The organism is Mesorhizobium loti, from assembly GCF_013170705.1.
Taxonomy (GTDB): Bacteria; Pseudomonadota; Alphaproteobacteria; order Rhizobiales; family Rhizobiaceae; genus Mesorhizobium; species Mesorhizobium loti_D.
Window position 1 is genome coordinate 636,365 of the sequence record NZ_CP033334.1, and the last position, 21,581, is coordinate 657,945.

A 21,581-nucleotide genomic window follows, 5' to 3' on the forward strand; every position below is an offset into this window, starting at 1 on the left:
CGAAGCTAACGTAACGCGATTGGTGCGTCCATTTGGTTAATGGCTGATAGTCCCAGGATTGTCGAGTTCGGCCTGCTCCTCGCCCCGCAATGAGCGGGAGAGAGCGGACTGCGCCGGCCACGACGGATGACCCAAACCTTCGTCAGGGGGCAGCGCCCTACGCCCTACAGAGGCCTTCGCGGGAGTACACGCGGCAGCAGCTGATGCGAAATGCCGATTGCGGTGCTTGCGCAACCGGCGCTGAAAGGGTTCTGTTCGCGGCTTCGGATTCGGTGAGAGCGCAATGACCATCAGCACGATCAAGGCCAAGGGTATTTCGGTTTCGCTCGATCTTACTGTCGGCCACATCGCCGACATGGTCGTCGATGTGGCCGGAAGGCAGCTTCGGCCACTCCACCGCGCCCCTTGGGTCGATGCGGGCGAAGCGCTGCCGAACGACCTGCCGCAAGGCACGGTTCGCCTGTCCGGCGATTTTCTCTGCGCGCCGTTTTCGCGCAGCGACGTCGAGGAGGCGCCGCTGCATGGCTGGCCGGCCAACAGCGCCTGGGATGTCCTGGACAGCAACGCCACGCGGGATGGCTGGCGCGCCGTCTTCCGGCTGCGGCACAAGGTCATGGGCGCCAGCGTCGACAAGATTTTTACACTCATCGACGGCCATCCCTTCCTCTACCAGGAACATGTGTTTTCCGGCGGGTCGGGGGCGATATCCGTCGCCCATCACCCGATGACGGTGATGAAAGGCGGCGGACGGCTGGCCTTTTCGCCGAAGCGCTTTGCCGCGACATTAGCCGATCCGCTGGAGCCCGATCCCGCGCGGGGCCGCTACATGCTGGCCTATCCGGCGCGGTCGGCCGATCTCGGCCGGTTTCCCGCCGCCGGCGGCGGCACGCTCGACCTGGCGGAATACCGCATGGATGACCGGCGCGAGGATTTCGTCACCCTGGTCGAGGCCGATCATGGCGGGCCGGGCTGGACGGCACTGGCGCGCCAGGCCGAGGGCGACCTCGTGCTGGTGCTGAAGAACCCGGCCGAACTGCCGGTCACCATGCTGTGGCTCAGCAATGGCGGGCGCGACTACGCGCCCTGGAGCGGGCGCCATCTGGGCGTGCTCGGCATCGAGGACGGCCGCACGGCCGTCGGCCACGCCGCCTCGATCGGCGACAACTGGCTGAAGCGCGAGGGCGTGGCGACCGCCTTTGCGCTCGGCGAAGGTCGAAGCCTTTCGTTCCGCCATGTCATCGGCGCCATGCCCCTGTCCGGCGGCACCCCGCCAGGGGAGATCACCGCCGCCGGGGGTCGCATGCGGCTTGCCGCGGGCGGATCGGGCCGGGACGTGCCCTTCGACAGCGATTTCCTGCGCATCGGCCGCTCCGTCCCTGCCTGAGCAAGGATTGCGCGAGCGCGGGGTTTGAAATTTCCCTGAACTGCCGCCAAGATGCGGAAACATCGTGCGGACCATCCAGGCAAGTGGAGGCTTCCCATGTCCGAAATCGCCCACCTCGCCGCCACCATCTTCAAGCGCGCCGGCAAGGCAAAGCGCTTCATCGTCGCCATCGCCGGGCCACCGGGGGCGGGAAAGTCCACATTGTCGGCCGGCCTGCATGACCTGTTGCCGGAAGGGGCGGTGGAAGTCGTGCCGATGGACGGCTTCCATTATGACGACATCGTGCTCAATGCGCGCGGCCTGCGCGCGCGAAAGGGGGCGCCGGAAACCTTCGACTTTGCCGGCTTCGAAGCCCTGCTGAAGCGTATCCGGGCCGGCGAACCCGACATCGCGATTCCCGTCTTCGACCGCAACATGGAATTGTCGCGCGCCGCTGCGGCGATCGTCGGCACGCAGACGAAATTCATCCTGGTCGAAGGCAACTACCTTCTGCTCGACGAAGAGCCGTGGTCACGGCTGGCGCCGCTGTTCGATTTCTCGATCTTCGTCGAGGTGCCGCGCAATGAACTCGAGCGGCGCCTGGTGGAGCGCTGGCACGGCCATGGCCGCTCCGACGAGGATGCGCGCGCCTGGATCGCCTCCAATGACATGCCCAACATCGAACGCGTGTTGGCCCGGCGCCGGGCCGCCGATCTGGTCATTGGTTAACACGCTTAATTTTCGGTATTTCTGGACGGGAACCTTAAGAGTTTCGCGTCGTTATCCCTCAGAACCCGTTTGTCCGGCGTAAGGAATTTTCCGATGGCAACCAAGGCAAAAAAACCCGCAAAGACGAGGCCCGCGAAGGCAACCCAAGCGAAAGCCGGTGCTGGCCCAGCGATTGCCGAACGCTCGAAAGACGCCAAGGGCGCTTTCGGCAAGGCAGCCCCCAGAAAGGTCGTACCGGCCGCGAAGACGGCCAGCGCGCGCCAACCCGCGCCGGCCAAATCTGGTGCTGTTCGCACGGCGGCGAATATTGCGGCCGGCGCGATGGTCGCCACCGCACGCGGTGCCGCCTCGCTTGCGGCTTCCGTGATCGGCAGGGGTGGTTCGAAGGCCAAGGCGAAGTAGGCTTGCGCCGCCTGAACACCACCTGCAAGGGAACATCCTTGCTCCCACATGATGCGATAGGCCTGTGTCAGGCCTTCGCCGGAATGGTCAGGCCCTTCTGCACTGCCGGCCTGGCCAGGCCGCGCTCCAGCCAAGCCGCCACATTGGCGAAATCGTCGAAGCCGACGAGTTCGCGCGCTTCATAGAAGCCGATCAGGTTGCGCACCCAGCCGAGCAGCGAAATGTCGGCGATGGTGTAATCGTTGCCCATGATCCATTTGCGGCCCTTGAGCCTGCCGTCGAGCACCCCGATCAGCCGCCGCGATTCGTCACGGTATCGCTCCAGTGGGCGCTTGTCGGCGATCTCGCGGCCGGCGAATTTGTGGAAGAAGCCGACCTGGCCGAACATCGGCCCGACTGAGGCCATCTGGAAGAAGACCCACTGGATCGTCTCGTAGCGCCGCGCCGCGTCCGCCGGTATGAGCAGGCCGGTCTTTTCGGCGAGATAGAGCAGGATGGCGCCGGATTCGAACAGGCCGATCGGCTTGCCGTCCGGACCGTCGGGATCGATGATCGCCGGGATCTTGCCATTGGGATTGAGCGACAGGAATTCCGGCGTCCAGCTTTCGTTCTTGCCGATGTTGATCAGATGCGGCTCATAGGGCAGGCCGATCTCTTCCAAGGCAATCGAGACCTTGACCCCGTTCGGCGTTGTCGCCGAGTAAAGCTGGATCTGGTCCGGATGCTTGGCCGGCCAACGGGTTGCGATCGGAAAGGCGGACAGGTCGGCCATCGAGAAACTCCTGAGCGGGGGGATTTGCGCCAAAGGCGCATGGTGTTGGCGGTGGCCAAGAATTAGGCGCACGGTCAGGCGGGATCAATATGGCGGCGACGGTTTCGCCATGCACGGACAGTCAACCGAATCGAACGCGGCGGGCATGGTGTGCGGCCGCCAAGGCGCTCACCACCCTCGGCAGGCCACTGCCCCCGTGATCAGATGGCCTTGAACGCCAGCACCGCGTTGGTGCCGCCGAAAGCAAAGCCGTTGCTGATCGCGACGCGCACCTTGCGCTCGCGCGCGACATTGGGCGTCACGTCGAGATCGCAATCGGGATCGGGTTCGCGGTAATTCGCGGTCGGCGGTACGATGCCCTCTCGGATAGCCATGACGCAGGCGATCATTTCCAGTCCGCCCGACGCGCCCAGGCAATGGGCATGCATCGACTTGGTCGATGAAACCGACAGCGAGCGCGCATGCTCGCCAAAGACACGCTTGATCGCGTTGGTCTCGATCTGGTCGTTGGCCTTGGTGCCGGTGCCGTGCGCGTTGAGATAGTCGATGTCCTCGGGATTCAGTCCGGCATCGGCCAGGCAGAAGCGCATTGCCGCTTCCGGTCCCTCGATGGTCGGAGCAACAATGTCCGAGGCATCGGCGGAGAGACCGGCGCCGGCGATTTCGGCGAGGATGGTGGCGCCGCGCGCCATGGCGTGATCGTAGCTTTCCAGAACCGCCATGCCGGCGCCTTCGCCGAGCACCAAGCCCTGGCGATCGGCCGAGAACGGCCGGCAGGTATCGGGCGATAGCACCCGCAATGCCTCCCAGCCCTTGAGCACGCCCCAGACCAGCGGCGCCTCGGTGCCGCCGGCCACCATGACGTCGGCGCGGCCGAGCCGGATCTGGTCGACCGCCGAGGCTATGGCGTGATTGGCCGACGAGCAGGCCGAGGTGACGCCGAAGACCGGCCCACGCAGGCCCAGGTGCATGCTGACCTGGCCCGCGGCGGCGCCGGGCATGACCCTGGGCACGGTGAAGATGCCGGCGCGATTCTTGCCCTCGATCAGGATGGCGCGATAGTTTTCCTCAACCGTCTCAAAGCCGCAGACGCCGATACCGACAATGGTTCCCATGCGATAGGTGTTGTCGGCATGCGTAGCCAATCCCGACTGTTGCAGGGCTTCGCGGGCGGCGAGCACCGCCAGCAGGCTGAAGCGGTCCATCGACACCAGCTGCTTGCGCTCGATGCCGTGATCGGGCAGCGCCTTGATCTCGCAGCCGGTCTTCACCTTCAGGTCGTGCAGGAAGGGATTGTCGATCGGACCTATCGCCGAGCGGCCGGCGCGCATCTCGCCCCAGATCGCCGGCACATCGGTGCCGAGCCCGCATAGCCCGCCAAGGCCGGTGATGACGACGCGTCTCAGCATTCGGTCAGGCTTTTTTCGCGATCAGCGCGCGAACGGCCTCGACCATGTCGCCAACATTCTTCAAATTGCTCCAGGCATCGACCGTGTTCATCTCGATCTCGATCCCATATTCCTCCTCAAGGTCGAAGATGATCTCGGTCAGCTCCAGCGAATGGATGCCGAGCGCCGTCAATTCGGTGTTGGTGGTGATTTCCTCGCCGCCAGGCTCGGCATGGGCCTTGATCTTCTCGATGATATCCGTTGCCAGTTGGTCAGCCATTCGGTTTCTTCCCCACTTTGTCGTTTCCCGACGCCAACTGAACAGCGCCTTCTTGTCCTCGATATCAGGCCGCGATCGTCGCCTTATACCCCCGCCAAGCATCGCTTGACCGTACCGAGGTGGCTCCCTCTATAGAAACGGAAACGCCATCAAGCAACAAGCTATATATCGACAAAACCGCCGCAGTGCTTAACCTGACGGCGTGGATACGATCGAATATACGAAGTTTTCGCCCGCTTTGGCACAGCGCGCCGCCGGCCTGGCACAACTGGGCTGCGCCAGCGCCGATGGCCGCACGCGGCTGCGGCGCCTCTATCAGGACGGCTCCGCCAAGATAAGGCTGCCGGCCGTTTCGGCCGATCCGCTGGAGGCGGTGCTGATCAACACCGCCGGCGGACTGACCGGTGGCGACCGCATCGGCTGGGATGTGGATGTGGGCGCGGATGCCTCGGCGTCGATAACGACCCAGGCCTGCGAGAAGGTCTATCGCGCCGCATCCGACCATGCGGAGGTACGGGTCAAGCTGACGGTCGGCGAAAACGGCCGCATCGCCTGGCTGCCGCAGGAAACCATCGTCTTCGACCGGGCAGCCTTCGCCCGCACGTTGGATGTCGAGCTTGCCGCCGGGGCGGAGGCGCTGCTGCTGGAGGCCACTCTCTTCGGCCGCCTGGCCATGGGCGAGCGCGCCACGCAAGGTATTTTTCGTGACCGCTGGCGTGTTCGCCAGGATGGCTTTCTCCTCCATGGCGAGGATTTCCGCGTCGGACCTGACATCGCGGCCCGGCTCGCCCGTCCGGCCGCCGCCGGCGGCGCGATCGCGGTGGCAACGCTGCTGCTGGTGTCGACACGGGCCGAGGCTCTGCTCGACCCGGTCCGCGAGATCATCGGAGACCAGGGCGGCGCCAGTTTCTGGAGCGTGAAGGCATCTGGCAAGCTTCTTGCGAGGCTTTACGCCGGGGATGGCTACCAACTGCGCCAGCGGCTGGTTCCGCTTGTCGGATTGCTCAACGGACGGGCGGGGCTGCCCAAATTATGGTCACTGTGATTCGGAAACCTGCATGAACCTGACGCCGAGGGAAAAGGACAAGCTGCTGATCGCCATGGCGGCGATCGTGGCACGCAAGCGGCTGGAGCGCGGCGTGAAGCTGAACCATCCGGAAGCGATCGCGCTGATCACCGACTTCGTCGTCGAAGGCGCCCGCGACGGGCGCCCGGTCGCCGAACTGATGGAGGCCGGCGCCCATATCGTCACCCGCGCGCAGGTGATGGAGGGCATCGCCGAGATGATCCACGACGTGCAGGTGGAGGCGACCTTTCCCGACGGCACCAAGCTTGTGACCGTGCACGAGCCCATCAGGTGAGGAGGGAAACCGGGATGCTTGAACTGCGCCCAAACTGCGAGTGCTGCGACAAGGACCTGCCGCCCGAAGCCGAGGATGCGCTGATCTGCACCTTCGAATGCACCTTCTGTGCCGATTGCGTGGAAACCGTGCTGGGCGGCGTCTGCCCCAATTGCCGCGGAAATTTTTCGGCGCGGCCGATCCGACCGACGGCGATGCTGAAGAAATATCCGGCTTCCGCCAAACGCGTCCTCAAGGCCGAGGGCTGCGGTCCTCGCAAGGCGGCGTGAACACCGTGACACTGGAAACGGAAGGCAAATCGAAATGATCCCTGCAAAACGACTGTCCCTCTCGGCGATCCTGTTTCTGGCGGCGGCAATGCCCGCCTACGCCCATGTCGGCGTCGGTACGACGTCGTCCTTCACGGCCGGCTTCATGCACCCCTTGTCCGGCCTTGACCATATGACCGTGATGATCGCCGTTGGCCTGTGGGCGGCACTCAAGGGCGGCAGAGCGAGCTGGGCGTGGCCGGCCGCCTTTGTCGGCGTCATGCTGGGCGGCGGCGCCCTTGGCATGGCGCATGTACCGATGCCCTTCGTCGAGCCGGGCATACTGGCCTCCGTCGTGGCGCTGGGACTGCTGGTGGCGCTGGCGGTCGATCTGCCCGTTTCGGCGGGCGTCGCCATTATCGGCCTGTTCGCGCTGTTCCACGGCCACGCCCATGGCACCGAAGTGCCCGAAAATGCCGGCGGGCTCGAGTACATGGCCGGCTTTGCCGTCGCCACCGTGATGCTCCATGCCGTCGGCATCGCCGCCGGCCTGAGCCTTGGCCTGAGGTTCCGCGGGCTGGCCCGCGTCGCGGGCGCTGCCTGCGCGGCGATCGGCGTCGGCCTCGCCTTCGGCGTCGTGTGAAGTCCATGATCCCTGGCGAAATCATCCCCGCCCAAGGCGACATCGAGCTCAACAAGGGTCTGCCGACCGTCACCTTGAAAGTCGCCAACAGCGGCGACCGGCCGATCCAGGTCGGTAGCCACTATCATTTCTTCGAAACCAACGAAGGACTGAAATTCGACCGCGAACAGGCGCGCGGCATGCGCCTCGACATTGCCGCCGGCACCGCCATGCGCTTCGAGCCAGGCCAGGAGCGCGACGTCACGCTGGTGCCGCTTGGCGGCAAACGCGAGGTCTATGGATTCCAGCAGAAGGTGATGGGCAAGCTGTGAGTTTTGTGGCGTCTCACGCGCGGCGCGAACGGATTCCAAGGAGGAAGCGCCATACGCGCTCCCCGGGAAAACCGCTTCAGACTTTTCCTGAAATTGCTCTAGTCCGACGGTTTGGCGGCCGCATAGATGACGATCTTCCCCGGATTGTCGAACTCGACGGCCAGAATGTCCTGCGCAAGCACGCGCCGCGAATCGATCGCGTTGTAGAGCAAGGCGTTGGCCTCGATCTCCTTGCGCAGTTCCGCGACATCATCCCGATGCTGCCGGACCTTGTTCTCGATGACCGCCGGCGGGCCGCCTTCGCTGCGCGCCGCGTCGGTCAGGAACACGATATCGACCTTGTCGAGCTTGGAGGTCTTGCGCACCGTGCTGATGTTTTCACGCGTGCGGTCGATCGCCGAGGTGACTTTGCCGATTTCAGCGGTGGCCTTGGCCTCTTCCGCGCTGACTTGGGAGCCGACGATCCGATCGACGGTCTCCGGGCTTTCAAGACCCTGCGCGTTCAGCGCGGCCTGAGGAAAGCTCGCTGCCAGAAACGCAGTCGCGGCTATGACATACAGCCATCGGCCATCGGGCAAGGTGGTGACGGTCATCGTTCGCTTTCGCAGTTTGTTCCAGCACTCAGGAAACGAAACGACTCCAGCCCTGCCACGGTTCCCCCCATGATGCGGCCGGCGGACCGAATCTCGGCCCGCCGAGCCATGCCGTCAGCTGGCCTTCTTGGTGATCAAGGTCAGCGCCCCATTGGGTTCCATGCTGGCCGCGACAACCTGCGCCGAGGTCATTCCCTTTGCCTCGAGGGCGGATTTCACCTTGGGTGTGGCATCGATCGAACTGCGCAGCTTCTGCAGGCCGGCGTCGCCACGCTGGGCGATCACCTGATTGACCTGCGTCTGGGTGTCTTTCGGCAGTTCTGTGATATCGACGATGTTGACGCTCTGGATCCCCGGCGCGGCCTGCTGACCGCCAGGGGCGGGAGTGGCCGCCTTGGGGGCAGGCGTGGCCGGAGCGGGTTGTTGCGCGGGCTGCTGCTGGGCACTGGCGGCACCGGCCAGCATCAGGCTGGCGGCGGCTGCAAGAACTATCGCTTTGCGCATGGATTTTCCTTCCATCGATTTGGCAAACGGTCGTTTGGGGGTGACGTGCTCACCTCAACCGCCAAATGGGATCAGAAGGTGTCGCCCACCGGGTCATTGCGTGACCATTGGATGGCGTCAATGTGCACCCCGGCCTCAACCATTCCAAATTTCGGGAGCAATCTCTGATGGCCAGAATCTCGCGTTCCACCTACGCCCAGATGTATGGCCCGACCGTCGGTGACAGGGTCAGGCTGGCCGATACCGAACTCTTCATCGAGGTTGAAAAGGACCTCACCATTCACGGTGAAGAAGTAAAATTCGGCGGCGGCAAGGTCATCCGCGACGGCATGGGCCAGAGCCAGGTGTCGCGGGCGCAGGGCGCGGTCGACACCGTCATCACCAACGCCCTGGTGGTCGATGCCACCGCCGGCATCCTCAAGGCCGATATTGGCCTGAAGGACGGCCGGATCGCCGCGATCGGCAAGGCCGGCAACCCGGACACGCAGGATGGCGTCACCATCATCATCGGCCCAGGCACGGAAATCATCGCCGGCGAGGGCAAGATCCTGACACCAGGCGGCTTCGACGCGCATATCCACTTCATCTGTCCGCAGCAGATCGAGGAAGCGCTGATGAGCGGCATCACCACCATGCTCGGCGGCGGCACCGGCCCAGCGCACGGCACGCTGGCCACCACCTGCACGCCGGGGCCGTGGCACATGGCCCGCATGATCCAGTCCTTCGACGCCTTCCCGATGAATATCGGTCTGTCGGGCAAGGGCAATGCCTCCTTGCCCGCCGCGCTGGAAGAGATGGTGCTCGCCGGCGCCTGCTCGCTGAAGCTGCATGAGGACTGGGGCACGACGCCGGCCGCCATCGATTGCTGCCTGTCGGTTGCCGACGATTACGACGTGCAGGTGATGATCCACACCGACACGCTCAACGAATCCGGCTTCGTCGAGAACACGGTGGCGGCGATCAAGGGGCGCACCATCCACGCCTTCCACACCGAGGGCGCGGGCGGCGGCCATGCCCCCGACATCATCAAGGTCTGCGGCCTGCCCAACGTCATCCCCTCCTCGACCAACCCGACCAGGCCTTACACCGTCAACACGCTGGCCGAGCATCTCGACATGCTGATGGTCTGCCATCATCTGTCGCCGTCGATCCCCGAGGATATCGCCTTCGCCGAAAGCCGCATCCGCAAGGAAACGATCGCGGCCGAGGATATCCTGCACGACATCGGCGCCTTCTCGATCATCTCGTCGGACAGTCAGGCCATGGGCCGCGTCGGCGAAGTCGCGATCCGGACCTGGCAGACCGCCGACAAGATGAAGCGCCAGCGTGGTTCGCTGCCGCAGGAGACAGGCAACAACGACAATTTCCGTGTCCGCCGCTACATCGCCAAATACACGATCAACCCGGCCATCGCGCATGGCCTGTCGAAAGAGATCGGCTCGATCGCCGTCGGCAAACGCGCCGACCTGGTGCTGTGGAACCCAGCCTTCTTCGGCGTCAAGCCGGACATGGTGCTGATCGGCGGCATGATCGCCGCCGCCCCGATGGGCGACCCCAACGCCTCGATCCCGACACCGCAGCCGATGCACTACCGGCCGATGTTCGGCGCCTATGGCAAGGCCAGGACCAACTCATCCGTGACCTTCGTTTCCAAGGCGGCACTCGAGTCCGGCCTGCATGGCCGGCTCGGCGTCGACAAGCAGTTCGTCGCCGTGGAAAACACCCGCGGCGGCATCGGCAAGCATTCGATGGTGCTCAACGACGCCACGCCGCATGTCGAGGTCGACCCCGAAACATACGAGGTCCGCGCCGACGGCGAATTGCTCACTTGCGAGCCGGCAACCGTGCTGCCAATGGCGCAACGGTATTTCCTGTTTTGATGCTGGATCGGCGACCGAACCGACGGGCGCGAAACCCATTGCGGCAGGTGCCGTGACACCGCAATATGCGGCTCAATGAAACCGCATGACTTGCCATGGCCACCGAAATAGCCTCCGCCCACGACATCTTCCCGCACATCCGCATCGTCATGGGCATGGTGATCGGACTTGGTGTCACCCGCCTGCTGTCGGGGGTGGCCCGTATCATCCAGCATCCCGGCCAGTACCGGCTCTATCCCGTGCATCTGGCCTGGGTCGCCTCGGTGCTTCTGATGCTGGTGCATTTCTGGTGGTGGGAGTTCGGCCTCTACGCCATCGAGGCATGGACCTTCGGCAAATACCTTTTCATCATCTTCTACGCGATCACGCTGTTCCTGCTCTGCGCGCTGCTGTTTCCGGATTCGATGCTGGACTACACAAGCTACGAGGATTTCTTCTATTCGCGCCGCGCCTGGTTCTTCGGCCTGCTGGCGGCCACCTATCTGCTCGACGTGATCGACACGTTGCTGAAAGGGCCCGAGCATTTCGCCCATTTCGGCAACGAATATCTGTTCCGCACGCCGATCTTCGTCGCACTCTGCATTGCCGCGATCCTGGTGCGCGACCGCCGCTTTCACACCGCCTTTGTCGCGGCGGCGCTGATCTATCAGATATCGTTCATCCTGCGGCTCTTCGACACGATCGTATGACCGCGAGGGATGGTCTAGAGTTGCCGCGAATGCAGGGGCCAACCATGTACAAGGCCGTCGGATCACAGGGCTCCCGGGTCAGCCGCGTCCTCTGGATGCTCGAGGAACTCGGGCAGCCCTATGAATTCGTCGAAGTCAAATTGCGCTCGCCGGAAGCCTATGCGCTCAACCCATCGGGCAAGGTGCCGATCCTCATCGACGGCGAGCTGACGGTGACGGATTCGGCGGCGATCTGCGTCTACCTGGCCGACAAACACGCCGACAAGGGCATGGGTGCCAATCCAGGTATCGCCGGCCGTGCCGAGATGGATTCCTGGATGCATTTTGCCCAGAGCGAGTTCGAGGCGCCGCTGTGGAACAAATTGCGCCACCGCTTCCTGCTGCCTAAGGAGGTTCGGGTCGATGTCGGCCCCGCTGCCGCCTACGATTTCGCTTCTGAAACCAAGGCGCTGGACCGCCGGCTTGGCGACAAGCCGTTTGCGCTCGGCGACCGGTTTTCCGCCGTCGACGTGCTGCTCGGCGACATGGGCGGCTGGGCCCGGGCTGGAAAATTCCCGATCGAGTCCGAGCGCGTCAACGCCTATTTCGACCGGGTGCTTTCGCGCCCTGCCCGCGCGCGGGCGCAAGCCAATGCATCGGCCCGAAAATCGGAATCGATTTCCGGAAAGCATGATGCATAGATTCAAAAATGTCAGAGCGTCCCTTGCGCGTCCAAGAGGACGCGCGGCGCTCCAATGCGGAGCCATGAAATGAAGCTCAACCTCAACACCGATTTCACCAAATTCCCGCGCGCCGTTTCGGTGCTGGCCGCCGGCGAGGCGGGGGACATCGTGCCGTCCGGGCGCGCCGTTCTGCCTCATGACGAACGGCATCTGCGCCGCCGCGCCATCGAACTGTCCGACGGCAGCAAGGTGCTGGTCGACCTTCCCGAGCCGGTTGCCCTGAACGACGGCGACCGGCTGGTGCTGGAGGATGGCCGCCATGTCGAGATCGTTGCCGCTCCGGAAGAGATCTATGATATCCGCGCCCGCGACGGCGTGCATCTGACCGAGCTTGCCTGGCACATCGGCAACCGACATCTCGCGGCGGGCATCGAGGCGGATCGCATCGTCATCCTGCGCGACCATGTCATCAAGGCGATGCTTGAAGGGCTTGGCGCCACGGTGCGCGAGGTTTCCGAGCCGTTCAAGCCGGTGCGCGGCGCCTATTCCGGCCATGGCGGCGCGCACAGTCACGATCACGGCCATGCCCACAGCCACGCGGAAGCGCATTCCCATTCACATGGCGAGACGCATTCCCATTCGCACAGCCATTCCCACGCCGGTCATCACCACGACCATGACTGACCAGCCTTCGAACATCGCCCTGCTGCGGCTGATGGCGTGGCTGTCGCCGGTCTTTCCAGTCGGCGGCTTTGCCTACAGCCACGGCCTCGAGCGCGCGGTGCATGACGGCCTGGTTTGCGATGCCACTGGCCTTGCCGGCTGGCTGGAAACACTGATCGAGATGGGCTCTGGCTGGAACGATGCAGTGCTGTTTTCCGAAAGCTGGCGCCGCGCCCGCAGCGCAGGCGACCTCGACGAAGTGGCTGCCCTGGCCGAGGCGCTCGCCGGCTCGCGGGAACGCCACGCCGAGACCATGCTGCAAGGCGCCGCCTTCCTAAAGGCCGCCGCCGCATGGCCCAATCCGGTGCTGGGGCGCTTGCCGGCCGAATGCGCCTACTGTGTCGCAGTCGGCGCCATTGCCGGCGGCAACGGAATTGCGCTTGATGATGCGCTGTCCGCCTTCCTGCAGGCCTTCTTCTCCAACCTTGTCCAGGCGGCGATCAGGCTCGGTGTCGTCGGCCAGAGCGAGGCCACCACGCTGCTGGCCGGCTTCGAGCCGCTGGCGCTCGCGACCGCCGGCCGCGCGTCGCGCTCGACATTGGATGATCTCGGCGGCTGCGCCTTCGTCTCCGACATCACGGCGATGAAGCACGAAACCCAGTATTCGCGGCTGTTCCGCTCATGATCATGCTTGCCCTCGCGCTGTCCTTCGTCCTGCTGCTGATCACGGCGCTGCATGTCTATTGGGGCATTGGCGGCATCTGGCCGGGCAGGGACGCGGCCTCCTGCGCCCGCGCCGTCGTCGGCTTTCGCGGTGTCGACGAAATGCCGACGCCCTTCGCCAGTTTCGCCGTGGCGGCGTGTCTCGGCCTGGCGACACTCTGGCCGCTGGCACTGATCGGCTTCTTTGCCTCGCCCTTCCCGAAAGAGGGCCTGGCCGCCACGTCGCTGCTCATCGGCCTGGTGTTCCTGGGCCGCGGCATTGCCGGCTTCACGCCGTGGTGGCGGCGGCTGGCGCCCGAGCAGCCTTTCGCCCGGCTCGACGTCCGGTACTATTCGCCGCTTTGCCTGTTGATCGGGCTTGGCTTCGCCATCCTTGCCATCACGGAGTTCCCAACATGACTCAAGCCAACGGTCCTCTTCGCATCGGCATTGGCGGCCCCGTCGGCTCCGGCAAGACGACGCTCACCGAAAAACTCTGCAAGGCGCTGCGCGACGAATTCTCCATCGCCGTGGTCACCAATGACATCTACACCAGGGAAGATGCCATGATGCTGGCCCGGCTGCAGGCCCTGCCCGAGGAGCGCATCGTCGGTGTCGAGACCGGCGGCTGCCCGCATACCGCCATTCGCGAGGACGCATCGATCAATTTGCAGGCCATAGCCGAGCTCAACCGGAAATTCCCCGATCTCGACATCATCTTCATCGAATCCGGCGGCGACAACCTTGCCGCCACCTTCTCGCCGGACCTTGCGGATCTGACGCTTTATGTCATCTCGGTCTGCCAGGGCGAGGAAATCCCGCGCAAGGGCGGGCCGGCGATCACCCGCTCGGACTTCCTGATCATCAACAAGAGCGATCTGGCGCCCTATGTGAACGTCAACCTCGACGTCATGGAGAGCGACGCCGGCCGCATGCGCGGCAAGCGCCCGTTCGGCTTCACCGACCTGTCGCGCGGCAAAGGGCTGCAGGAGGTCATCGATTTCATCGTCGAGCATGGCGGACTGAGGACCGGCACCGCCGCCAGCACGGCGGCCTGACAGGATCCGCATCTGCCTGCACCAACCAAAACCCGTTGCGAGCAGCCGTTGATCGCGGCATTCTCGCCAAAACCGGAGGATATTCGATGAGCATCGCCCGCCTGCAGAAGGAAACGCTGACCAACCTGCCCTTCTATGAGGAGCGCGTCGATCTCGCCTGTGCCTTTCGCTGGACAGCACGGCTCAACATGCACGAGGCGGTGGCCAACCATTTCTCGCTGGCGGTCAACGAGAACGGCACGCAGTTCCTGATGAACCCCAACCAGGTGCATTTCTCGCGCATCAAGGCGAGCGACCTGTTGATGATCGACGCCAACGATCCGGACACGCTGTCGGGCCCCAACGCGCCGGATCCGACGGCCTGGGGCCTGCACGGCGCCATTCATCGCAACGTGCCGCATGCGCGCTGCGTCATGCATGTCCATTCGATCCATGCCACGGTGCTGGCCTCGCTGGCCGATTCGACATTGCCGCCGATCGACCAGAATTCGGCGATGTTCTTCAACCGCCATGTCGTCGACGCGCATTATGGCGGGCTGGCCTTCGAGGAAGAGGGCGAGCGCTGCTCGCAGCTTCTCACCGACCCCAAGGTCAAGGTGATGGTGATGGGCAATCACGGCGTGCTGGTGATCGGCGACACGGTTGCCGACGCCTTCAACCGCATGTTCTATTTCGAGCGCGCGGCCGAGACCTACATCAAGGCGCTGTGGACCGGCCGGCCGCTGCGCACGCTGTCCCACGCCATCGCCGAGAAGACGGCCAGCGAAATGGACGACTATCCCGGCCAGGCCGAGCGCCATCTCGCCGAGCTGAAGGCGATCCTCGACGAGGAAGAGCCGGTTTACCGGAATTAGAGCCCGAGCTGAGCCCGCAATTCCTCGGCGCTGTTGATGACGGTGGCGCCGGGCGGTCCTTCCATCGGCTTTTCCGGCCAGAAGATCGTCTTCATGCCCGCCGCCAGCCCCGCCATGGCGCCCGGCCAGCTGTCGTCGACAGCGACCGCGTGCGCGGGATCGACATCGGCCAGATAGGCCGCGCGCAGGAAGGGCTCGGCATGCGGCTTGCCTTCGCGCACGTCGTTGCGACTGATCGTCTTCATGCCGGGATAAAAGAGGCCGACCGCGCGCAGATTGGCATCGACGATCAGCCGGTCGGAATTGGAGACCACGGCTTGCTGAACGCCGAGCGCCCGCAATTCATTGAACACTTCGATCGCGCCGGGACGCGGCCGCAAGCCCTCGACCAGCGGCAGGTAGTGCTCGTATTTGCGCACGATCCAGTCGTCGAAGGCCAAGTCCAGGCCGAACTCGTCGCGCATCATTTCATAGACCGGCCAGGCGGCGACGCCGAGGACACGCTCATGCAAGTCGGATGGCGGCGTGAGGCCGACATTGCGCATTGCCGCCACAAGGGCTGCCTCGTGCAACGGCTCGCTGTCGACCAGCGTGCCATCCATGTCCCAGAAAACCGCCTTCGGTGTCATGCAGAGCTCCTTTTGCGATCCCCTTAAAGGGTTTGCGCCGGGAGATAAACCGTCGGGATCACAGAAGCTGGCCGCGACCGGACCCGACGCCACCCTGCTTCCCGCATTGGAACATTGCCGCCGGGAAAAATCCCAACCGCGAAGGAGCAAGCAATTGCCCTTGCGATTGACAATTGCGCAGGAGGCCGTTCCCTGCGAAACTGGAAACGGCCGCTCCTGTGAGCAGCGGTTTCGGGAGGCAGGACGTGAATACCCGGCAGGATGGCGGCAGCAACAGGCTGGACGACGCGGCGCGCGCCGGCTGGCTCTATTATGTCGCCGGCAACACACAGGACCAGATTGCCACCACGCTCGGCATTTCGCGGCAGACGGCGCAGCGGCTGGTGTCGCTGGCGGTGTCGGAAGGCTTGATCAAGGTTCGCGTCGATCATCCGATCGCCAACTGCCTTGACCTCGCCGCACGGCTGAGATCCCGCTTCGCGCTCGACCTGGTCGACGTGGTGCCGAGCGATCCCAACTCCTCTTCCACCACCATCGGCATCGCCGAGGCGGCGGCCGCCGAGATCGAGCGGCGGCTGCGGTCGCCGACACCGATCGTCATGGGGATCGGTACCGGGCGCACGCTGAAGGCGGCGATCGAGCAATTGCCGCCCATGGAATGCCCGCAGCACAAGGTGGTGTCCTTGACCGGCAACATCTCGCCGGACGGTTCGGCGGCCTTCTACAACGTCATCTTCACCATGGCCGACAGGGTCAAGGCGCGCTCCTTCCCGATGCCGCTGCCGGTCATCGCCTCCTCGCCGCAGGAGCGCGAGATGCTGCTCAACCAGCCGATGATCCAGCCGACGCTGGCGCTCGCCGCCGAGGCCGACGTCACTTTCATCGGCATCGGCGACCTCGGTCCGAAGGCACCCCTCTACGAGGACGGCTTCATCTCGGAAAGCGAGCTGAAAGCCCTGCAGAAAGCGGGCGGCATCGCAGAGATCGTCGGCTGGGTGTTCGACAGGGAAGGCCGCATGATCGAGGGCATCACCAACGACCGGGTGTCGTCGGCCTCGCTGCCGTCACGCGAAAAGTCGCTGGTCATTGCGCTCGCCATGGGTGAGCGCAAGCTGCCGGGGATCCTGGCGGCCGTGAACCGCCGATTGGTCAACGGGCTCATCACCGACGAGCGGACGGCGACAGCCCTGCTGGCCAGCCTCTGACCCCTCGGGGACCCGCTGCCGCTTGCCGGGTGCGGCAGGGGCGACTGTTCCGTGATAAAGCCGACAAGGCTATCTATGCCGCCCGAAAGGGTCGTTGCCATCGAGGAACCCGAGGTCGCGCTGCAGATGCGGCGACAGGTCCCGGATGTCGAGATGCGCCTTCTTCCTGACCGCGAACAAGAGGAATCCGTCCGCGAGCCACGAAATCCAGCGATGATCTGGAGCGGGAGTGCATTTTTGTTGCGCCATGGTCATGATCGTCAACCTTCGCTATCCTCAACCCGAATGACCGGTTGATGCTGAATGTCGGTCTTGCCGGCCGCCTTTGCCAATCGAACGTCGATAAGAACCCATAAGGAGGCTTTATGCCTGACCTTGGCTCGCGACAGATTTCGCAACTCCCGCCGCTGCAGGCGATCCGTGTGTTCGAAGCGGTGGCGCGGCATCTTTCCTTCACCAAGGCCGCCGCGGAGCTCGCCATGACGCAAGCTGCCGTCAGCTATCAGATCAAGGTGCTGGAAGAGCGCGTCGGTGCACCGCTGTTCCTGCGCCGGCCGCGCCAGATCGAGCTGACCGAAGCCGGGCAGCGCCTGGCGCCGGCCGTCAGCGAGGCCTTCGCCATCCTTGGCCAGGCCTATGCGGCGGCACGTGGCGGCGCGGATGGGTTGCTGTGCGTCACCACCGTGCTGACCTTTGCCTCCAACTGGTTGGCGCACCATCTGGGTTCGTTCCAGATGGCCCATCCAGCCCTTGCCGTGCGGCTCGAAACATCGAGCCGGCTGACGGATTTCGCCCGCGAGGACGTCGACCTCGCCATCCGTTCGGGCGGCGGCAAATGGCCGGGCCTGGAGGCCCACAAGCTGCTCGATGCCGATTTCACCCCGATGCTAAGCCCGAAACTCGCGGCGAGCATCGGCGGGATCAAGGAGCCGGCGGACCTGCTGCGGCTGCCGATCCTCGATCCCGGCGACATCTGGTGGACACAATGGTTCGAGACGGCGGGCGTGCACTCGCACGACCTTGCCAAGCGGCCCGGCAGCAGCATGGGCGCCCAGGCCTATGAGGCCAACGCGGCCATATCAGGCCATGGCGTGGCGATCCTGACCCGGGCCCTGTTCAAGGCCGAACTTGCCGACGGTCGGCTGATCCAGCCCTTCGACCTGGTCGGCGACGATGGCCACGCCTACTGGCTGGTCTATCCCGAGGCCCGCCGCAACGTGCCGAAGATCCGCGCCTTTCGCGACTGGCTGCTTGCCGAGATCGCCTGCTGACAGGCGCTTCGCACCCGCCGCGAGCCTCCAGACCTTCCTGTCCCGTCGCCTGATATCCGGCCCAGGGGGCGGTTCGTCGTCCCAGTTTCCATGCGTCCCTCGTGCGTCCGGTCCGTCGAGTGCTGCGCTGCAGCATCGAATCCGGCTTGACATAATTAAGACTTAGTGAGTAATTGCTCACAGCCAAGGCAAATGCTCATCTTGGTTCATGGGAGGAATTTGATGAAACTTCGCACGCTCACCCTGGGCTTGTTGTCGGCCAGCGCTCTCGCCTTCGCCGCACACGCCGAATCCATCACCATCGCCACCGTCAACAATGGCGATATGGTCCGCATGCAGAAGCTGACCGACGACTTCACCAAGGCAAACCCCGACATCCAGCTCAACTGGGTCACACTTGAAGAAAACGTGCTGCGCGAGCGCGTCACTACCGACATCGCCACCAAGGGCGGCCAGTATGACGTGATGACCATCGGCACCTACGAGGTTCCGATCTGGGCCAAGCAGAGCTGGCTGCTGCCGCTCGACAAGCTCGGCGACGACTATGACGCCAAGGACATCATTCCGGCCATCGCCGGCGGTCTTTCGGTCGACGGCAAGCTCTATGCCGCGCCCTTCTACGGCGAAAGCTCCTTCGTCATGTACCGCAAGGACCTGATGGAGAAGGCCGGACTGAAGATGCCCGATGCACCGACCTGGGACTTCATCAAGCAGGCCGCCGACAAGATGACCGACCGCGCCAATGGCGTGAACGGCGTGTGCCTGCGCGGCAAGGCCGGCTGGGGCGAGAACATGGCCTTCCTGACCGCCATGTCGAACTCCTTCGGCGCCCGCTGGTTCGACGAGAACTGGAAGCCGCAGTTCGACCAGCCGGAATGGAAGAAGACGCTGCAGTTCTATGTCGACCTGATGAAGGCCGATGGCCCCGAGGGGGCGTCCTCCAACGGCTTCAACGAAAACCTGGCGCTCTTCCAGCAGGGCAAGTGCGGCATGTGGATCGATGCCACCGTCGCGGCGTCCTTCGTCTCCGACCCGAAGAACTCGACCGTCGCCGACAAGGTCGGCTATGCGCTGGCGCCGGACAATGGGCTGGGCAAGCGCGGCAACTGGCTGTGGGCATGGTCGCTGGCCATTCCCGCCGGCACCAAGAAGGCCGACGCCGCCGAGAAATTCGTGTCCTGGGCGACCAGCAAGCACTATGCCGAGCTGGTCGCTTCGAAGGAAGGCTGGGCCAACGTTCCTCCGGGCACGCGCTCCTCGCTCTATGCCAATGCCGAGTACCAGAAGGCGGCTCCGTTCGCCAAGATGACGCTGGACTCCATCAATGCCGCCGACCCGACGCATCCGACCGTCAAGCCGGTGCCCTATGTCGGCGTCCAGTTCGTCGCCATCCCTGAGTTCCAGGGCCTTGGCACCACTGTAGGCCAGCTCTTCTCGGCGGCTCTTGCCGGCCAGTCGAGCGTCGACGATGCGCTGAAGCAGGCCCAGGACGCCGCCACCGCGGCGATGACCGAGGGCGGGTATATCAAGTAAGGCTCCTCCCGGTGCCGAATGCCGGTTGCCTCCTCGACCGGCAACGGCCGCCCGAGTTCCCAGCTCGGGCGGCCGCCTTCAACGCCTGTGAAAATTCAGTCTGACCATTGAAGGGTGACCGTCATGGCTACTCAGCAGACCCGTTCGCTTGCCCGTTTCATGATGGCGCCATCTGTTGTGCTGCTGTTCGTCTGGATGATCGTGCCGCTGGCACTCACGCTCTGGTTCTCCTTCCAGCAGTACAATCCGCTCAACCCGATCCGCGACGGATTCGTCGGTTTCTCCAACTACGCGCTGTTCTATTCCAACCCCGCCTTCCTGCAGTCGATTCTCAACACCCTGATCCTGGTGGTCAGTGTCCTGTTGATCACGGTGATCGGAGGCATCCTGCTGGCGCTCTTGATCGACCAGCCGATGTGGGGTCAGGGGATCGTGCGCATCCTCGTCATTTCGCCGTTCTTCGTCATGCCGCCGGTGGCCGCACTGGTCTGGAAGAACATGATCATGCACCCGCAATATGGGGTGTTCGCCGACATAGCGCGCTTCTTCGGGATGCAACCGATCGACTGGTTCGGGCAGCATCCGCTGACGGCCATCATCATCATCGTCGCCTGGCAGTGGCTGCCTTTCGCGACACTGATCCTGTTGACCGCGCTGCAGTCTCTCGACGGCGAGCAGAAGGAAGCCGCCGAAATGGACGGCGCCGGCTTCATCAGCCGCTTCATCTATCTGACGCTGCCGCATATGTCGCGCGCCATCACCGTGGTCATCCTGATCCAGACGATCTTCCTGCTCTCGGTCTATGCCGAGATCCTCGTCACCACCAATGGCGGTCCCGGCTACGCCTCCACCAACCTGCCCTTCCTCGTCTACCAGAAGGCGCTGCTGGAGTTCAAAATCGGCCAGGCATCCGCGGGCGGTGTGATCGCCGTCATTCTCGCCAACATCGTCGCCTTCTTCGCCATGCGCGCGGTCGGCAAGAACCTCGACAAGTAAGGGAGGACAAGATGGCCCGTGCAGTCACCACCCAGCACAAGACGATCGCGACGGTTGCCGCCTGGATCGTGGCCCTGCTGATCTTCTTCCCGATCCTCTACACGATCATCACCTCGTTCAAGTCGGAACAGGAGGCGATCCAGGGCTTCAACCTGATCCCGTCGGGAACGTTCGAGAGCTATACCGAGGTCCAGGCGCAGAGCGGCTACTTCAAGTTCTTCTTCAATTCGGTGCTGCTCTCGGTCGGCTCGACCATCCTCGCACTGCTGGTCGCCATTCCGGCGGCATGGTCGATGGCGTTCTCGCCAACCAAGCGGACCAAGGACATCCTGATGTGGATGCTGTCCACCAAGATGATGCCCGCGGTCGCCGTGCTGTTCCCGATCTACCTGATCTTCCGCAACCTCGGACTGCTCGACAGCCGCATCGGCCTGATGGTCATGCTGATGCTGATCAACCTGCCGATCGTGGTGTGGATGCTCTACACCTACTTCCGCGAGATCCCCGGCGAAATCCTGGAAGCGGCCCGGATGGACGGCGCCTCGCTGTGGAACGAGATCATCTATGTGCTGACCCCGATGGCCGTGCCCGGCATTGCCTCGACCATGCTCCTGAACATCATCCTGGCCTGGAACGAGGCGTTCTGGACGATCCGCCTGACCACCACGGATGCTGCTCCGCTGACCGCCTTCATCAGTTCCTTCTCCAGCCCGCAAGGCCTGTTCTGGGCCAAGCTTTCGGCCGCCTCGACATTGGCGATCGCGCCGATCCTGATCATGGGCTGGTTCAGCCAGAAGCAGCTGGTGCGCGGCCTGACCTTCGGCGCGGTCAAATAGCGGGCGGCG

Annotated in this window: 28 protein-coding genes; 21 read left to right on the forward strand and 7 right to left on the reverse strand. The window is 64.1% G+C overall.

Annotated features, from left to right (window positions below):
* Positions 1–283: 283 nt before the first annotated feature.
* The 3 genes from EB815_RS02940 (at position 284) to EB815_RS34105 (ending at position 2,494) form a co-directional block, all read left to right on the forward strand.
* The gene (locus tag EB815_RS02940; protein ID WP_056568605.1) at positions 284–1,384 is read left to right on the forward strand and encodes a hypothetical protein; all 1,101 of its coding nucleotides are present in this window, start codon (positions 284–286) and stop codon (positions 1,382–1,384) included.
* 96 nt (positions 1,385–1,480) lie between these two features.
* Positions 1,481–2,092: a nucleoside triphosphate hydrolase gene (locus EB815_RS02945; RefSeq protein WP_056568602.1), complete on the forward strand. Its 612-nt coding sequence runs from the start codon at positions 1,481–1,483 to the stop codon at positions 2,090–2,092.
* Positions 2,093–2,185: 93 nt separating this feature from the next.
* Positions 2,186–2,494 (forward strand): hypothetical protein, encoded by a 309-nt coding sequence (locus tag EB815_RS34105; protein ID WP_056568599.1) that lies wholly within the window; start codon positions 2,186–2,188, stop codon positions 2,492–2,494.
* 67 nt (positions 2,495–2,561) lie between these two features.
* Here EB815_RS34105 and EB815_RS02955 read toward each other — a convergent pair whose 3' ends face one another.
* From EB815_RS02955 to EB815_RS02965, 3 genes are all read right to left on the reverse strand, one after another.
* Positions 2,562–3,266, reverse strand: a complete 705-nt coding sequence (locus EB815_RS02955; protein ID WP_056568596.1) for a glutathione S-transferase family protein — start codon at positions 3,264–3,266, stop codon at positions 2,562–2,564.
* Between the two features lie 200 nt (positions 3,267–3,466).
* A complete protein-coding gene (locus EB815_RS02960) occupies positions 3,467–4,675 on the reverse strand; it encodes a beta-ketoacyl-[acyl-carrier-protein] synthase family protein (protein WP_056568593.1) in 1,209 nt (402 codons plus the stop codon).
* A 4-nt stretch (positions 4,676–4,679) separates the two neighbouring features.
* Positions 4,680–4,934, reverse strand: a complete 255-nt coding sequence (locus tag EB815_RS02965) for an acyl carrier protein (RefSeq protein WP_056568590.1) — start codon at positions 4,932–4,934, stop codon at positions 4,680–4,682.
* 202 nt (positions 4,935–5,136) lie between these two features.
* On the opposite strand from EB815_RS02965, the gene EB815_RS02970 reads away from it, so the two are divergent.
* From EB815_RS02970 to EB815_RS02990, 5 genes are read left to right on the forward strand one after another with little or no spacing between them, the layout of a single operon-like run.
* Positions 5,137–5,979 (forward strand): urease accessory protein UreD, encoded by an 843-nt coding sequence (locus EB815_RS02970; RefSeq protein ID WP_056568587.1) that lies wholly within the window; start codon positions 5,137–5,139, stop codon positions 5,977–5,979.
* A gap of 13 nt (positions 5,980–5,992) precedes the next feature.
* A complete protein-coding gene (locus EB815_RS02975) occupies positions 5,993–6,295 on the forward strand; it encodes an urease subunit gamma (RefSeq protein ID WP_056568583.1) in 303 nt (100 codons plus the stop codon).
* 14 nt (positions 6,296–6,309) lie between these two features.
* Complete coding sequence (locus EB815_RS02980) at positions 6,310–6,564, forward strand: DUF1272 domain-containing protein (protein WP_056568580.1); 255 nt, start codon at positions 6,310–6,312, stop codon at positions 6,562–6,564.
* Between the two features lie 34 nt (positions 6,565–6,598).
* Positions 6,599–7,186, forward strand: coding sequence for a HupE/UreJ family protein (locus EB815_RS02985; protein WP_065005425.1), 588 nt, complete (start codon positions 6,599–6,601; stop codon positions 7,184–7,186).
* Positions 7,187–7,191: 5 nt separating this feature from the next.
* The gene (locus EB815_RS02990) at positions 7,192–7,497 is read left to right on the forward strand and encodes an urease subunit beta (protein ID WP_056568575.1); all 306 of its coding nucleotides are present in this window, start codon (positions 7,192–7,194) and stop codon (positions 7,495–7,497) included.
* 98 nt (positions 7,498–7,595) lie between these two features.
* On the opposite strand, the gene EB815_RS02995 is transcribed toward EB815_RS02990, so the two are convergent.
* Positions 7,596–8,090, reverse strand: coding sequence for a hypothetical protein (locus tag EB815_RS02995; protein WP_056568572.1), 495 nt, complete (start codon positions 8,088–8,090; stop codon positions 7,596–7,598).
* Positions 8,091–8,204: 114 nt separating this feature from the next.
* Positions 8,205–8,594, reverse strand: coding sequence for a hypothetical protein (locus tag EB815_RS03000; protein WP_081295057.1), 390 nt, complete (start codon positions 8,592–8,594; stop codon positions 8,205–8,207).
* Positions 8,595–8,761: 167 nt separating this feature from the next.
* On the opposite strand from EB815_RS03000, the gene ureC reads away from it, so the two are divergent.
* From ureC to EB815_RS03040, 8 genes are all read left to right on the forward strand, one after another.
* The gene (ureC, locus tag EB815_RS03005) at positions 8,762–10,474 is read left to right on the forward strand and encodes an urease subunit alpha (RefSeq protein ID WP_056568566.1); all 1,713 of its coding nucleotides are present in this window, start codon (positions 8,762–8,764) and stop codon (positions 10,472–10,474) included.
* A 95-nt stretch (positions 10,475–10,569) separates the two neighbouring features.
* A complete protein-coding gene (locus EB815_RS03010; RefSeq protein WP_056568563.1) occupies positions 10,570–11,163 on the forward strand; it encodes a hypothetical protein in 594 nt (197 codons plus the stop codon).
* Between the two features lie 44 nt (positions 11,164–11,207).
* On the forward strand, positions 11,208–11,843 hold the full coding sequence (locus EB815_RS03015) for a glutathione S-transferase family protein (RefSeq protein ID WP_056568558.1): 636 nt from the start codon (positions 11,208–11,210) through the stop codon (positions 11,841–11,843).
* 69 nt (positions 11,844–11,912) lie between these two features.
* On the forward strand, positions 11,913–12,509 hold the full coding sequence (gene ureE / locus EB815_RS03020; protein WP_065005426.1) for an urease accessory protein UreE: 597 nt from the start codon (positions 11,913–11,915) through the stop codon (positions 12,507–12,509).
* A complete protein-coding gene (locus EB815_RS03025; RefSeq protein WP_056568549.1) occupies positions 12,502–13,173 on the forward strand; it encodes an urease accessory protein UreF in 672 nt (223 codons plus the stop codon). The genes ureE and EB815_RS03025 overlap by 8 nt, the downstream gene beginning before the upstream one ends.
* Complete coding sequence (locus EB815_RS03030) at positions 13,170–13,610, forward strand: DUF3995 domain-containing protein (RefSeq protein ID WP_056568546.1); 441 nt, start codon at positions 13,170–13,172, stop codon at positions 13,608–13,610. The genes EB815_RS03025 and EB815_RS03030 overlap by 4 nt, the downstream gene beginning before the upstream one ends.
* Complete coding sequence (gene ureG, locus EB815_RS03035; RefSeq protein WP_056568543.1) at positions 13,607–14,248, forward strand: urease accessory protein UreG; 642 nt, start codon at positions 13,607–13,609, stop codon at positions 14,246–14,248. Before EB815_RS03030 ends, ureG begins: the two co-directional genes overlap by 4 nt.
* 86 nt (positions 14,249–14,334) lie before the next feature.
* Positions 14,335–15,102 (forward strand): class II aldolase and adducin N-terminal domain-containing protein, encoded by a 768-nt coding sequence (locus tag EB815_RS03040; protein WP_056568541.1) that lies wholly within the window; start codon positions 14,335–14,337, stop codon positions 15,100–15,102.
* On the opposite strand, the gene EB815_RS03045 is transcribed toward EB815_RS03040, so the two are convergent.
* Positions 15,099–15,731, reverse strand: coding sequence for an HAD family hydrolase (locus EB815_RS03045; protein ID WP_056568538.1), 633 nt, complete (start codon positions 15,729–15,731; stop codon positions 15,099–15,101). The genes EB815_RS03040 and EB815_RS03045 overlap by 4 nt on opposite strands.
* A 245-nt stretch (positions 15,732–15,976) precedes the next feature.
* Between EB815_RS03045 and EB815_RS03050 the strand changes: the two genes are divergently transcribed.
* Positions 15,977–16,936 carry a sugar-binding transcriptional regulator gene (locus EB815_RS03050; RefSeq protein WP_065005427.1) on the forward strand — a complete coding sequence of 320 codons (960 nt, stop codon included), beginning with the start codon at positions 15,977–15,979 and terminating at the stop codon, positions 16,934–16,936.
* A gap of 69 nt (positions 16,937–17,005) precedes the next feature.
* Here the strand turns inward: EB815_RS03050 and EB815_RS03055 are convergent, their stop codons facing one another.
* Complete coding sequence (locus EB815_RS03055) at positions 17,006–17,191, reverse strand: hypothetical protein (RefSeq protein WP_056570267.1); 186 nt, start codon at positions 17,189–17,191, stop codon at positions 17,006–17,008.
* 110 nt (positions 17,192–17,301) lie between these two features.
* Here EB815_RS03055 and gcvA point away from each other — a divergent pair, with 110 nt between their 5' ends.
* From gcvA to EB815_RS03075, 4 genes are all read left to right on the forward strand, one after another.
* On the forward strand, positions 17,302–18,207 hold the full coding sequence (gene gcvA / locus EB815_RS03060) for a transcriptional regulator GcvA (RefSeq protein ID WP_056568532.1): 906 nt from the start codon (positions 17,302–17,304) through the stop codon (positions 18,205–18,207).
* 222 nt (positions 18,208–18,429) lie between these two features.
* Entirely contained in the window at positions 18,430–19,740 is a 1,311-nt protein-coding gene (locus tag EB815_RS03065; RefSeq protein WP_056568529.1) for an ABC transporter substrate-binding protein, read from the forward strand.
* A 123-nt stretch (positions 19,741–19,863) separates the two neighbouring features.
* The gene (locus tag EB815_RS03070; protein ID WP_056568526.1) at positions 19,864–20,736 is read left to right on the forward strand and encodes a carbohydrate ABC transporter permease; all 873 of its coding nucleotides are present in this window, start codon (positions 19,864–19,866) and stop codon (positions 20,734–20,736) included.
* An 11-nt stretch (positions 20,737–20,747) separates the two neighbouring features.
* Entirely contained in the window at positions 20,748–21,572 is an 825-nt protein-coding gene (locus EB815_RS03075; protein WP_056568523.1) for a carbohydrate ABC transporter permease, read from the forward strand.
* Positions 21,573–21,581 lie beyond the last annotated feature (9 nt).